The sequence below is a fragment of the Oceanisphaera submarina genome (genome assembly GCF_046521305.1).
GTDB lineage: Bacteria > Pseudomonadota > Gammaproteobacteria > Enterobacterales > Aeromonadaceae > Oceanimonas > Oceanimonas submarina.
The window spans coordinates 220,213-233,314 of the sequence record NZ_JBKGFN010000001.1 but is presented as its reverse complement, the minus strand read 5'-3'; the positions used below and the strand labels follow the sequence as shown (position 1 = coordinate 233,314).

The 13,102-nt window shown below is 60.9% G+C and carries 12 protein-coding genes; all 12 read left to right on the top strand.

Annotated elements, in window-relative coordinates; translation table 11 throughout:
* Window positions 1-125 precede the first annotated feature (125 nt).
* The 12 genes from ACLEIV_RS01165 to ACLEIV_RS01110 all read left to right on the top strand — a co-directional run bounded on the left by ACLEIV_RS01165 (window position 126) and on the right by ACLEIV_RS01110 (window position 12,838).
* On the top strand, window positions 126-281 hold the full coding sequence (locus ACLEIV_RS01165; protein ID WP_410454833.1) for an Arc family DNA-binding protein: 156 nt from the start codon (window positions 126-128) through the stop codon (window positions 279-281).
* On the top strand, window positions 262-1,293 hold the full coding sequence (locus tag ACLEIV_RS01160; protein ID WP_410454832.1) for a BRO-N domain-containing protein: 1,032 nt from the start codon (window positions 262-264) through the stop codon (window positions 1,291-1,293). Before ACLEIV_RS01165 ends, ACLEIV_RS01160 begins: the two co-directional genes overlap by 20 nt.
* A 131-nt stretch (window positions 1,294-1,424) precedes the next feature.
* Complete coding sequence (locus ACLEIV_RS01155; protein ID WP_410454831.1) at window positions 1,425-1,868, top strand: hypothetical protein; 444 nt, start codon at window positions 1,425-1,427, stop codon at window positions 1,866-1,868.
* Window positions 1,869-1,934: 66 nt separating this feature from the next.
* On the top strand, window positions 1,935-5,012 hold the full coding sequence (locus tag ACLEIV_RS01150) for a coiled-coil domain-containing protein (protein WP_410454830.1): 3,078 nt from the start codon (window positions 1,935-1,937) through the stop codon (window positions 5,010-5,012).
* Between the two features lie 8 nt (window positions 5,013-5,020).
* Window positions 5,021-5,347, top strand: a complete 327-nt coding sequence (locus ACLEIV_RS01145) for a phage tail protein (RefSeq protein WP_410454829.1) — start codon at window positions 5,021-5,023, stop codon at window positions 5,345-5,347.
* Window positions 5,344-6,051, top strand: coding sequence for a phage minor tail protein L (locus tag ACLEIV_RS01140; RefSeq protein ID WP_410454828.1), 708 nt, complete (start codon window positions 5,344-5,346; stop codon window positions 6,049-6,051). Before ACLEIV_RS01145 ends, ACLEIV_RS01140 begins: the two co-directional genes overlap by 4 nt.
* 2 nt (window positions 6,052-6,053) lie before the next feature.
* Window positions 6,054-6,776, top strand: coding sequence for a Mov34/MPN/PAD-1 family protein (locus ACLEIV_RS01135; RefSeq protein ID WP_410454827.1), 723 nt, complete (start codon window positions 6,054-6,056; stop codon window positions 6,774-6,776).
* Complete coding sequence (locus tag ACLEIV_RS01130) at window positions 6,773-7,318, top strand: tail assembly protein (RefSeq protein ID WP_410454826.1); 546 nt, start codon at window positions 6,773-6,775, stop codon at window positions 7,316-7,318. Before ACLEIV_RS01135 ends, ACLEIV_RS01130 begins: the two co-directional genes overlap by 4 nt.
* A complete protein-coding gene (locus tag ACLEIV_RS01125; protein WP_410454825.1) occupies window positions 7,318-10,533 on the top strand; it encodes a TipJ family phage tail tip protein in 3,216 nt (1,071 codons plus the stop codon). Before ACLEIV_RS01130 ends, ACLEIV_RS01125 begins: the two co-directional genes overlap by 1 nt.
* A 9-nt stretch (window positions 10,534-10,542) precedes the next feature.
* Window positions 10,543-11,961 (top strand): phage major tropism determinant, encoded by a 1,419-nt coding sequence (locus ACLEIV_RS01120; RefSeq protein WP_410454824.1) that lies wholly within the window; start codon window positions 10,543-10,545, stop codon window positions 11,959-11,961.
* Window positions 11,962-12,014: 53 nt separating this feature from the next.
* Window positions 12,015-12,569, top strand: a complete 555-nt coding sequence (locus tag ACLEIV_RS01115; RefSeq protein ID WP_410454823.1) for a DUF4376 domain-containing protein — start codon at window positions 12,015-12,017, stop codon at window positions 12,567-12,569.
* 11 nt (window positions 12,570-12,580) lie between these two features.
* Window positions 12,581-12,838 carry a hypothetical protein gene (locus tag ACLEIV_RS01110; RefSeq protein ID WP_410454822.1) on the top strand — a complete coding sequence of 86 codons (258 nt, stop codon included), beginning with the start codon at window positions 12,581-12,583 and terminating at the stop codon, window positions 12,836-12,838.
* Window positions 12,839-13,102: the final 264 nt, after the last annotated feature.

The following is a 13,102-nucleotide window of genomic DNA, read 5'->3' as shown; positions in this document are numbered from 1 at the left end:
ACCCGAGAACCTCAATTTGAGGCTCTCGGCAAAGAGGCTACACAGTGTAGTCAAAAGAGGCTTGACGGAATAGATACACGGTGTAATGATTACACCGTGTAGTAATTCACTCGCAGGAGAAAAAAATGCAAACACGACAAGTAAAGCCTTTTGGTTTGCGTATGCAACCAGAGCTAAAAGCTTTGCTTCAGAAGCTGGCTAAGGATAACGGTCGGTCACTGAACTCAGAGCTGATTCAGCGATTAAAGGAAAGTGTTAAAAGTGAGAAGACTGAACTGTAAGAAAGATAAAGCCCCGACCGTTGCAGCAGTCGGGGCTCAAGTGTCAAACCAAACTAACAAAGAAGGCATCGACATGACCAATATAGCAAATACTGAACTCGCATTCCACGATACTGAATTCAACGTGGTTAACCATAACAGCTCAATCTGGCTGACTGCGGTAGATCTGGCGAGAGCTCTTGGGTACAAAAAACCCAATGCTGTTTCACAGATTTATGAGCGCAATCAGGACGAGTTCACCCATGGAATGACGCAGATCCTTAACCTGAGGGCTTCAGGTAATCTTATGAAAGAGGTGCGGGTCTTCTCCCTGCGCGGTGCACATCTGGTAGCAATATTCTCCAAGACCAGGGTGGCCAAAGCGTTCCGCAAGTGGGTGCTGGATGTGCTGGATAAAGAAGTGGCCAGCGCGCCGAGCTACAGCACCAAAGATGAACGGACGCCACTTAAAGATGCCGTCAATATGTTGATCGGCAAGAGCACCAACCTGAGCTACTCCGATGCGTGGCGAATGGTGCACCAGAGGTTTGCCATCGATAGTGTAAAAGAACTAACCGCCGAGCAGCTGCCCGCTGCCGTGGAGTATGTGCACAAGATCATTCTTGAGGGCCAGTTGCTGCCTAAAGAGACCCTGCCGGTTGCACCGGTGCAAATACAGCTCAACTACTCCATGGCCGACTGGATCAAGCGCTGCCTGCACCCCAGCGTGACCCCTGTTGAATCCAGCCCGGGGCGGTTCCGGATCTTGCCGGCGCATATTGGCAGCGGGGACGGCTGGTCGCCAACCAGCTATCTGATTGCCGAACTCACGCGGCACGGATACGAAACAGCCGCCATCCGGTTGGAGCACCTGGCCATGCGCCATTATATGGAGTGGATGGGGACCACCCTCTGGCAAATTCGGCTGTTGGCCCAGAACTGCAATGACGCCGAGACCATGAGGCGATCGCTGACGGCCATTGAAAGTCGGGCTAATACCCGCAACCTGCCGCCGTTGGTGCTGCCGGCGTAATAAAGGTGCGGGCCATGCAGTTCGCGTAGCAAGCCAGCCGCTAATTTGATATTGCAATGACTTTTTAACGTCATTTAGATCTATTTTGACGGCTCGGTTATAGTGTGTTTTTTGACGAGGACGCTATAACCATGGATGTGAAAGAAGTCGAGTACTTGGAGAGAGGCACGGAATTTAAACCGCTCAGAAAACCTAGTGATTATTATCAAAAGGTAGTTGCTGATGATGGAACAATCATTTATCGCGCTAACCGGCCGGCAGTCAGAGAGCTGGCTAATGCTCGCATGGAAGTTGTTAGGCAGGTTGCATTGGCTGGCGGCAACGTACATACGGCCGGGCTTGATCTGAGTGATCAGGTTGAGGCATTTTTCATGTCTGTGCCTCCCGAAGCGCTGGCTGAGATATATGGGTGCTTAGCTCAAGAAATGGAAGCCATTGCAGCCACGCTGAATGAAGAAGCTGACAAGGTAGAGGCTGAAGTTGAGAGGCAAGGCCTTGCCGCTGAACAAATAGGAACAGCCATAGGTGCTGTTATACTTTTCTCTCTTGTGTTCTTTTTTCTGTCGAATACTTAGAGATAAGATTGAATAACTAAAAACCGCCTTCGGGCGGTTTTTTTATACCTGAAATTCGAGGCTACCATGGTAAAAACCTTTACCACCGGCCTGGTGATCACCGGCGACCCGTCCGGCGGGGTGCGGGCGTTCAAGTCGGTGTCCGATGCGGCAGGCCGCTACGATCGCAGTTTGCGCGATACCAACAAGCGCACCGAGCAGTTTGACCGCCAAAGCCAGCAAGCCGACGCCACCCTGGCCACCATGACCAACACCGCGCGCACCGCGGCGGCGGCGCTGTCTGGCGTGTTCGCCGTAGGGGCGTTGCAGGGGCAGGCGCGACTGGTGGCCGATGCCGAGATACTGTCGCGCACGCTCAAGGTGAGCACCGGCACTCTGATGGAGTGGCAGTATGCCGGTGAACAGGTCAACCTCTCCGCCGAGAAGATGGGCGACATTTTCAAAGATGCCTCAGACAAAATCGGCGACTTTGTGGCCACCGGTGGCGGTGAGGCGAAAGACCTTTTCGAAAATCTCAATCTGAACATCAACGAGCTGCGTTCGCTGTCTCCGGATCAGCAGTTATTGAAAATCGCCGAGGCGGTGAACCAGATAAAAGAGCCCTCGCAGCGCATCTTCTTTATGGAAGCGCTGGCCGATGACGCCAGCCGCCTGCTGCCGCTGCTGGAGAACAACGGCGCGCTGTTGAAGCAGTTCAGCGCCGAGGCCCGCAACATGGGCGTAGCGCTGGACGATGGCGACATCGCCAGCATAGTGGCCGCGGATCAGGCGATGAAAACCCTGTCGGCTACCACGCAGGGCCTGGCTAATGCCCTGATTGCCGATTTGGGCCCGGGCCTGAACGAGGGCGTGGCCGGGCTGCGCGATTGGATAACCGAAGCCGGTGGCGCCGCCGAGGTAATGGATAACCTGACCACCGTTGGTGGCGCGCTGGCCGCCCTGTATGTGGGGCGACTGGCCGGCGGCATTGCCAGCAAAACCGCCGCCACTCTGCAGGGTATGGCCGCCGAGCGGGCCGCCACCGCGCAAACCGCCCAGCGTATTGCCCAGGAGCAACAGGCCGCCGCTCAAACCGCCCGCCGCACCGCCGGTGAGCAGACCGCCGCCGTCACCTCGGCGCGCATAGCAGTGCAACGAGCGCAACAGGCCCAGACTGAGGCCGCCGAACGGCTGCGACTCATTCAGCTGACGCAGCAGCAACTGGCCGCCGAACGCCTGCTGGAAACCCAGCGCCTGCAGGCGCAGATCAGCGCCACCGGCCGCCAGATGTCACTGACCCGGCTGGGTGAAATACGCCGTACCGAAGCGACTCTGGCCGCCCAGCAGGCCGCCGCCGAGCGCACCCTGGCCGCGGCGCAAACGACCGCCACCGGCACCACCCGGGCGCTAACCCTGGCTCAGGCTGAATTATCCCGGACCAATGCGGTGGTGACCACCACCACGACGGCCGCCGCTGCCGCCACCCGCACCGCGTCTATCGCTCAGGTGGCCATGACCACTACCACCCGTGCTCTGGCTTCGGGCATGGCGTTGCTGGGTGGCCCGATGGGCGTGGCCGCCCTGGCAGGTTTTGCTCTGTGGGAATACAGCAAGCGCACCGAACTGGCTAGGGATAAAACCCGCGAGGTGACCCAGGCCACCGATGAGTTCAGAAACAGCTTATACAAGCTCAGCGCCGCCGAGAAGCGGGTGACCTACACCCGTCTGATGTACGAAGCCGAAGAGCTGAAGGGTAAACTCGCCGATTTGCAACGGGTCAAGGAAAATCTGGCCAATACCGATGGGGGCGATGCCCCAGCCCGAGCGGATATTCTCCGCGAGCAGCAGCGGGTTAACGACCAGATTGCCGACTACAACGCCCAGCTGGACATAGCACAGAAAAACCGGCAGGCCCTGACCGACGCGCACCTGGAAGGGCTAAAGCTGGAAAAGGACTTAAATTTACCGCCACTTAAACCGGATGATGCGGCGGCCAAGAAGCTGGCCAATCAGCGAGAGCAGGCCCAGCAGTACCTGCAAGAACTGTCACGCCTCAACGCCAACGAACAGCAGCAGGTGGAAAACTGGCGTGCCGATAGCCTGGCCCAGACCGAGAGCTACTACCGCCAGAACTTGATCATCCACGAGCAGTTCTTGTTCGCCAAAAACGCTATTGATGAGGAAGCCGCCCGCCGACTGAAGGAAATTGAAGAGCAGCGCTGGAATAAATACACCAGTGGCGGACTCGGTGATCTGGCGCAAGAGCAGCGGGATGCTCAAGGGCTGCAAGGCCCTCGTGGCGAGTTGATCCGGGGCGGTGTAGCTCAGAGCATTGCCAGTCAGACGTTTCAGGGCTTGCCCGAGGTGGGGGGGCTCAGCCCTCAGGTAGGCGGGGAGTTTGGCGAACTGGTCCGCATTCAGCAAGAAACCGAAAGAATGCGTGAGGCATATCAACAGCGCATCGATGAGTATAAAAATTATCGCGAGCTGGAAGTAGAGAATAAAGCTCTCTACGACGAGCAAATTACTGAACTGGAAAATCGCCGCCGTGAAAACGAGTTGGCCGCCGAGCAGCAAATCAATCACATGAAGCTCAGCATAGCCGGCAGTGCATTTGGCACCATGGCCGATTTGGCCCGCACTTTTGCGGGTGAGCAATCCGGCATTTACAAAGCGATGTTTATTGCCCAAAAAGGCATCGCCATTGCTCAGACCATTATCAACGCCGAAATGGCTGCCACCGCCGCCCTAGCTCCGCCGCCTGTTGGCATGGGGCCGGTCGCCGGCGCAGGTTACGCCCAAGTCATTCGTGGCATTGGCTATGCCTCAGTGGCGGCCATCGCTGCGCAGACCATCATGGGCCAGGCTCACGACGGCATCGATTATGTACCCAACGAGGGCACCTGGAACTTGGCCGAAGGCGAACGAGTCACCGGCGCGGCGCTTAACCGCGATCTGACCCGGTTTCTGGAGCGGGAGAACAAGGCCGGCAGTAAAGGCGGCAGGGTCAGGGTGGAGGTTGTCCAGCACTTTCATATCGAAGGGGGCGCGGCCAGCGCCAATGCCGACCCGCAGGCCCTGGCGGCCATTTATGCCACCGCCAGGCGGGCCACCTACGAGGTGCTCAACAACGAACTGCGCCCCGGCGGCGTACTGAACCAATAAGGTGGAGCATGGAAACATTCACATGGGCCCCGGCAAGCTGCCAGCCCCAGGCCCAGCCGAGGGTGAAAAAGGCGCAATTCGGCGACGGCTACAGCCAGCGCAGCAGTGACGGCATCAACATCCTGTTACGAACCTACAGCCTGACCTTTGCCGATTACCCGGCACTGATTGAGCCGATAGACGCCTTCTTCGAGCAGCACGCGGGGGTGCAGGCGTTCTGGTTTACCGCCCCCGACACGGGCCGCACCATCAGAGTCGTCTGCAGTCAATGGTCCGGGGCTCGCCGCTCCGGCTGGTGGGAGATCGCCGCCACCTTCGAAGAGGTCCCTGCATGAGCGACAAAATCAACAGCCAGGCGCAGGAACTGGCGCAGGACGCCATTATCAGCCTGTTTGAGCTGGACACCAGCCGCACCGGCGGTGGCATGGTGCGCTTCGCCCCCGAGCCCATCAATGGTCAGCCGGTGCGCTTTGCCGGTAATGAATATTTTGCCTTTCCCATTCAGGCCAGTGGTTTTGAGTATTCGGGAAAGGGGCCACTGCCGCGCCCCAAACTCACGGTGTCGTCATTGGATATGGCCTTTATGGCGCTGGTGCTGAGTACCGATGACCTGGTGGGCATGCCCATTCGCCGGCTGCGCACCTACCGCCGCCACCTGGACGACGGCACCGATCCGGACCCGGGGGCTTTGTTCCCGGTGGATTATTTCGTGGTGGAGCGCAAGACCAGTCATAACAAAACGGTCATGCAGTTTGAGCTGAGCAGCGCCCTGGATCAGGAGGGGCGCGGAATTCCGGCCCGGCAAATACTGCGTGACAGCTGCAGCCATCGCTACCGGTTTCGCTCGGGAGCTGACTTCTCTTACGAGGGGGTCACCTGCCCCTACAGCGGCGAGGCCTGCTTTACCGCCGGCGGCGAGCCCACCACCGCCGATAACGATCGCTGCGGCAAGCGGCTGTCGGACTGCCGCCTGCGCTTTGGCCAGTATGCCGAGCTGCCTTTTTACGGCTTCCCCGGCGTGGGCCGCTTCAGGAGCTAACCATGTTTGAGCAATACCATGAGCAGATAACCGCCGAGGCGCTGGCCGGTTATCCACTGGAGTGTGTCTGGCTAATCACCGTCTCCGATTGCCGGCAGGTGGCCAACGTGGCCGACGAGCCCGAAAAAACCTTTCGCATCGCCAAGCGCGATCTGCTGAAGGCGCAGAAAGAGGGCCTGCTGGCGGTGGTGCACAGCCACCCGAATTACCCGGACTGCCCGAGCGAGGCCGATATGCGCGGCCAGATCAACACCGGCGTACCCTGGGGCATTATTGCCACCGACGGCACCGGCTGTACCCCCATCGCCTGGTGGGGTAAAGGAGTGGACGTGCCGCCATTGGTGGGCCGGGGCTTTCGCCATGGCATCACCGACTGTTACGCGCTGATCCGGGATTACTACCGCACCGAGCGGGGCGTGACCTTGCCGGAATACCCGCGCAACTGGGAGTGGTGGCTGAACGGTGACGATCTCTACGGCGAAGGCTTTCGCTCTGCCGGCTTTGTGCCCATCGACGCCCGCCAGGCGCAACCCGGGGATGTGTGGATCGCCCAGGTGCGCAGCCCGGTGCCCAATCACGGCGGCGTGCTGCTGGAGCGGGGTTTGGCGTTACACCATCCGTGCGCCAGTAATCCGGTGGACCCCACCCGGCTGTCGGTACGCGAGCCCATCGCCCGCTGGCTGCCGCATATTGCGCTGTGGTTGAGATACGAGGGGGACGCATGAGAACACTGTATTTACACGGCCCGCTGGCCGAGCGCTTTGGCGACAGCTTTGAACTGGACGTAACCACCGCCGCCGAGGCGGTGCACGCCCTCAGCGTGCAGCTGCCGGGTTTTCGGGACGAGATAACAAGGGGCAACTGGCACATTGTGCGGGGTTCGCCGGAGAGCGAAGACAGCGTGACCGAACAGGAGTTGCAGCTTGGTTTGGGCAACACCACCGAGCTGCACCTGCTGCCGGCGGTGGCAGGTGCGGGCGGTGCCCTGGATGCATTTGCAGGGTTTACCCTGACACTGGTGGCCTTCATGGTGGGCGGGCCAGGGTTGGCTGCCACCGTGGCCGGAGGGCAAATGGTCACCAACATGACCACGCCCGTGGCCGCCGCCGACTACGCCAACCGCGAGCGCCCCGATCAGCGCCCCTCGTTTTTGTTTGACGGCCCGGTTAACACCAGCACACAGGGCCTGCCAGTGCCCATTATTTGCGGCCGGGTGAAGTCCGGCAGTGTGGTGATCAGTGCCGGCATGACGGCGGAGCAAATCTAATGATGCAAGACATTCATGGCGCCAAGGGTGGCGGCAAGGGTGGCGGTGGCAGTCAGCGTGTTGCCGTTGAGGATCCCAACACCCTGCGCAGCGCCTCCACCGCCCGCATTATAGACATGTTGGGCGAGGGGCCCATCGTCGGCCTGGTGGATGGCCTGAAATCGGTGTATGTGGACAATACCCCGGTGCAGGCCGCCAGCGGCCAGATGAACTTTTCCGGCATTACCATCGACACCCGGGATGGTTACCCGGCGCAAACCTATCTGCCCGGGTTTTCGGCGGTGGAAACCGAGGTGTACGTCAACGCCCAGGTAAAGGCGGTCATGCCCATCGTGCGCACGGTGCAAAACCCGGCGGTAAATGCGGTGCGGGTCACAGTGCAGGTGCCGGCGCTCACCAGCCAGAACCAGAGCAACGGCGACCTCAACGGCACCAGCGTGGCCATCGCCATCGACGCCCGCACCGGCGGTGGCGCCTGGCAGGAGCTGCGCACCGACACCATCAGCGGCAAGACCACATCACCCTATCAGCGCAGCTACCGGATCAACCTGCCCGGTGCCGCGCCCTGGGAAATCCGACTGCGCCGGCTCACCGCAGACAGCGAAAAAGCCGCGCTGCGTAACGACACCTGGTTTTATTCCTACACCGAGATCATCGACGCCAAGCTGAGCTATCCCGACTCGGCGCTGGTGGGTATCGAGGTGGACGCCCGTCAGTTCGGCAGCCAGATCCCCTCGCGCAGTTACGATGTGAAGGGGATTATCATTCCGGTGCCGAGCAACTACGACCCGGAAACGCGGGTTTATAGCGGGTTGTGGGACGGCACCTTTAAACAGGCCTGGACCGATAACACCGCCTGGCACTACTACAACCTCGCCACCAACAAGCGTTATGGCGCCGGCATTGAAGACGTGGACAAGTGGGGCCTGTATCAGATTGCCCAGTATTGCGACGAACGGGTGTCCGACGGTTACGGTGGGGAAGAGCCGCGCTTTACCTTCAATACCGTGCTGGCCAACAAGGAAGACGCCATCAAGGCGCTGCAGAATCTGGCGTCTGTGTTCCGGGGTATGACCTACTGGGGCACCAACTCGGTGATGGCGGTGGCCGACATGCCGGCGGATCCGGTGCGGCTGGTCACTCCCGCCAACGTCATCGACGGCGAGTTTGAATACAGTGGCACCGCGCTTAAAAATCGGCACTCGGTGGCCCTGGTCACCTGGAATGACCCCGCCGACAACTACAAGAAACAAATCGAGGTGGTGGAAGACGCCGAGGCTATCGAGCAATACGGCTGGCGAGAGGCGGAGGTGGTCGCTTTTGGTTGCACCAGTCGCGGCCAGGCCCACCGCTTTGGCCGCTGGCTGCTGTTCAGCGAGCGCACCGAGACCGAAACCGTCAGCTATGTGGCCGGCACCGACCATGCCGATCTGCGCCCCGGTGATGTCATTCAGCTGTCCGATCCCGGCACCGCCGGCGCCCGGCTCTCGGGCCGGCTGCGCGAAACCGGCACCAGCACCCTGCAGCTGGACGCCGTGCCCGACGCGGTACAGGGGCAGGTGTGGCAACTGGATGTGATACTGCCCGCCGGCACCGTAGAGCGCCGCACCGTGGCCAGCTGGGACGCCGACAACCGGATCACCCTGTCCGAGCCGCTCAGCGCTGCCCCGGTGGCCCATGCGGTATGGATGCTGTCCAGCACCAGCGTGCAGCCCCGGCTGTTCCGGGTGATCTCCAACTCGGAGCGGGACGGTGGCACCTACGCCATCACCGCCATGGCCCACAACCCGGGCAAATATGCAGCGGTAGAGCAGGGGCTGGCCCTGCCCGAGCCGGACACCAGCCTGTTGCCCACGGGCGAGCTGCCGCCGCCGCTGGACATTACCCTGGAAGAGTATCTCTATCAGGCCGGGCCCATGGTGCGCTCCGGGGCCACCATTTCGGTGCAACTGCCCATGGATCCGCGCATTTCCGCCACCGAGGTGGAGGTGTGGCGACCGGCCGACTCGGGTTATGCCTCGCTGGGTTATATCAGTGGTTCGTCGGTCGATATATCCGACACCCTGCCGGGAGAATACAAAATTCGCGCCCGCACCATCAGTGTGGTGAGCAGGTCGGCATGGCGCGAGCAGTCCTTCTCTTTGCTCGGCTTGATGGCACCGCCCACCGATGTGGCCGATCTGCAACTGGTGGTGAACAGCGGTCAGCTGCTGCTGAACTGGCCGCCGGTCACGGATCTGGACCTGAGCCACTACCGGCTGAAGTACAGCGCCGACCCTGCCGCCACCTGGGCCAGCGCCCAGGACATTGCCCCCTATATTGCCGCCGGCACCACCTCCATCACCCTGCCGGCCCGCAACGGCGCCTGGTTGATCAAGGCGGTGGACGCCAGCGGCAACGAGAGCCTGCTGGCCCGCCGGGCCGAGCTGTCTTCCGCCGAGCTGGTGAATGCCAACGTGGTGGAGCTGGTGGACGAGCCGAACTGGCCCGGCACACCGGACAGCGTGTATGCCCTGGACGGCGAGCTGCGGCTGATGGATGCCGGCAATATCGCGGGCTGGTCGTCACTGGCGGCTGTGCCGCTGCTGTCTTACGGGGCCGACTCGGTATCACCCGAGGGCTACTACTATGCCGACGAAGTGGTGGATCTGGGCCATGTCTACCCCTGTCGGCTCGCGGTCACCCTGTCCGCCATGGGGGTGGACCTGCTTAACACCCTCAGCACCTGGGCCAGCCTATCGGACGTGGATCAGCTGGATGCGTCCGACGTGTCCCAGTGGGACATTCGCGCCGAGCTCAGCATCAGCCACACTGCGGCGGCGGCAGCCCCTGCCGACTGGGGCGACTGGCAGCCGCTCACCATTGGCGAATACACCGGCCGGGCGTTTCGTTTTCGCCTGCGCCTGCGCAGCTTTGCCGCCTCGGTGACTCCGGCAGTGTCGGCCATGGCCATCACCGTGGATATGCCGGACCGGGTGGCCGACGGCCAGGATCTGGTGTGCCCGCCCCAAGGCCTGCGGGTGAGCTTTGCGCCGCCCTTTATGGCCAGGCCGTCGCTGGCGGTGGACGCGCAGGGGTTGCTGTCCGGCGAGCGCAAGGTTATCACCAACATCACCGACACCGGCTTTGATCTGCAGTTTCTGGACGAGCAGGGCGCCGGCGTGTCGCGCACTTTCGATTATCTGGCCAAGGGTTACGGCCGCCGCATTCAATAATAGGGTTTTATGTCTCAATACGATTTCGGGGTCATCGACCCCGCCGCCACCTCCGGCACCCAGCTGGCCGGGTTGATCACCCAGTTCCGGGATGCCGTTAACTCCAACCACAAGGGCGCGGCCCGGCCTACCTATGTTCGCGCCGGCATGATGTGGGTGAAGGAAACCTCCGCCACCCAGTGGGATCTGATGCTCTACGATGGCCAGATCGACCTGCTGCTGCGCAGCCTCAACCCGCAAACCCACAAGCTGCTGCCGCTGCCGCTCACCCAAGGTGGCACCGGTGGCGAGAGCGCGGCCCAGGCCAAGGTCAACCTGGGCCTGGATAAGGTGCGCAACGTGGCCAGCTACAGCCAGGACGAAATCAACAACCTGCTGGCGGCCAGTGTGCTGACCAAGGCTGATCTGCAATCTCCCTGCATCAAAAAGACCGGGGCGGGGGCGGTGAGCATAAAAGCGAACACCACGGTGCTTACTGGCACCGGCGTGGTGACATTTGCTATCGACACCGCCGTCACCATGCCCGGCACCCTGAATGCCGGTGAAAACTACGGCGTCTGGGTCAAGCCGGACGGCTCCGCCGTGGCGGTGGAAGCGCCCACCAATGCCGGGCCCTACAACTGGGGCAACCCGCCGGTGGCGGATGCCGTGCTGATCGGCGGCTTTCACTACTCACTCACAGCCCCCGGCACCACCCCGGCCACCGGCTCCTTTGCTACCTCCGGCTTTACCAACCAGGGTGGCAACTACCCCTGGACCCAGGCGCAGATCGATAAAATCGCCGGGGTGAACGAGTACAGCATCTGGGATCTGCTGTTCCGCCCTAAAACCTACGGCCTCAAGGGCTTTGTGTTCGACCCCGAGACGCGCATTTGGGTGGCCGCCTACTTCTGCGGTACCGACCACATCAGCGATGGCCCCAGTCGCGCCGGCAGTAACGTTGCCAGCGGCACCGTGCTGCCGAAAATCCCGCTGGCCTATGGTGGTGACGGTACGGCGACCTATGGCCGACTGAGCTGGTACGAAGCCAACGAAATCGCCCTCAGCCATGGTTGCCGCATATTGGATTACCAGGAGTTCGCCAGTGCGGCACTGGGCGTGACCGAGGGCCAGTCACTGGGTGGCGCGTCGGTGACCATCCCGATTACGTTGCGTCAGCCCGGCTACACCAGCCGGCTGGGTCTGGAGCAGGCCTGCGGCCATCAGTGGATATGGGGTGCCAATGCTAACGGCACTGGTGGCTCTGGATGGGTGGCCGGGCCTAATCGCGGTAATTCCTACGGCACGCCCTATGCCGGCCTCTTTGGCAGCTATCGGGCAGGCGGCTCCCACTCCGGCTCGCGCGCGGCGGCTTGGGACAATCCTGCGTGGAACTCGGGCGGGAGCCTCAGCCTACGCGTCGCCTGTGACCACATGCAACCTGTTTAATAGCGCGAAAACGTCCGTGACGTTATGCAGCAAATTCAGATTCGGAGAAACCGATGAAACACCTTTACGACCCCACCACCCGCGAGCCCATTACCGGCATCCTGCCCGCCAGCGTCACACTGCCCTTTAAGACCACGCCGCCGCCTGAGCCCGGCGCCGGTCAGTATGTGCTGGCATCCCCGGACGGCAGTGCCGACGACTGGGAGCTGATAGCAAAAGAAGGCGATGAGTGGTCGCTGGATTTTCACCAGCAAGCCAAGCATGCCGAGATCAATCAGTGGCGAGATGCCCAGGAAGCCGAGAATCTGCAGTTCGAGCACGGCGGCCACCAATGGGATGGCGGCACCGCATCGAAAAACCGGATGGCGGAAACCCTGGCACTGGGCAACGCCCTGGCTGCATTGCCGGCGGGGTTCTTCTGGACATCCGCTGCCGACGTTGATGTACCCATGACGCTGACCGAGTTGCAAGCATTGGCCGATTCCATGGCCGCCGCCAGAGGGCTGCGCGGGTTCGAGATCCACAGCAGACAACGCCAAATGAAAGCAGACGTAGTGGCGCTGGACACCATAGAAGCGGTTCAGTCTTACGTGATCGGCTGGCTATAGGAGCCTGACCCATGAAAAATCCCAACTGGTTGATGTCCATTGGTATCGGCCTGGATCAGTTACTGAATGCCGCACTCGGTGGCGATATTGACGAGACGCTATCCAGCCGCACCTATCGCCGCTCCCGCGGCGGCTCGAAAGGTTGGCAGCGCCTCGAAACCGTAATCGATAAAGCCTTTTTCTGGCAGGGCGCGCATTGCCGGGCGTCATACCGGCATGAGCGGCAACGCCGGAAGCAGTGGCTTGAGCTTTATGATCACCTGAAGTAGAAACAAAAAAGCCCGCTCAAGGCGGGCTGATTTTCGGGGGTCACATAGGGGCCAAAAACAGGCGCGTTTTGTTAGATGCAACTGATTACACCTAACAAAGCACCCTGATAAATTGATGGCTTGTAAGCTTATGTTGGCTCATGTACCATTCCTCAGAATTTGGCTTCAAGATGCCGTTCTAAGGCAACTGCCTGTATGAAGCCGGGAATAAGATCCCGGCTTTCTGTTTTCTGTTTTCTGTTTCCCGTGTTTCCTGTTTTTACC

Coding starts and splice junctions, on each gene's coding strand:
- ACLEIV_RS01115 (WP_410454823.1), top strand. CDS start 12,015: ATGAAACACCTTTACGACCCCACCACCCGCGAGCCCATTACCGGCATC.
- ACLEIV_RS01125 (WP_410454825.1), top strand. CDS start 7,318: ATGATGCAAGACATTCATGGCGCCAAGGGTGGCGGCAAGGGTGGCGGT.
- ACLEIV_RS01135 (WP_410454827.1), top strand. CDS start 6,054: ATGTTTGAGCAATACCATGAGCAGATAACCGCCGAGGCGCTGGCCGGT.
- ACLEIV_RS01145 (WP_410454829.1), top strand. CDS start 5,021: ATGGAAACATTCACATGGGCCCCGGCAAGCTGCCAGCCCCAGGCCCAG.
- ACLEIV_RS01140 (WP_410454828.1), top strand. CDS start 5,344: ATGAGCGACAAAATCAACAGCCAGGCGCAGGAACTGGCGCAGGACGCC.
- ACLEIV_RS01110 (WP_410454822.1), top strand. CDS start 12,581: ATGAAAAATCCCAACTGGTTGATGTCCATTGGTATCGGCCTGGATCAG.
- ACLEIV_RS01165 (WP_410454833.1), top strand. CDS start 126: ATGCAAACACGACAAGTAAAGCCTTTTGGTTTGCGTATGCAACCAGAG.
- ACLEIV_RS01120 (WP_410454824.1), top strand. CDS start 10,543: ATGTCTCAATACGATTTCGGGGTCATCGACCCCGCCGCCACCTCCGGC.
- ACLEIV_RS01150 (WP_410454830.1), top strand. CDS start 1,935: ATGGTAAAAACCTTTACCACCGGCCTGGTGATCACCGGCGACCCGTCC.
- ACLEIV_RS01155 (WP_410454831.1), top strand. CDS start 1,425: ATGGATGTGAAAGAAGTCGAGTACTTGGAGAGAGGCACGGAATTTAAA.
- ACLEIV_RS01130 (WP_410454826.1), top strand. CDS start 6,773: ATGAGAACACTGTATTTACACGGCCCGCTGGCCGAGCGCTTTGGCGAC.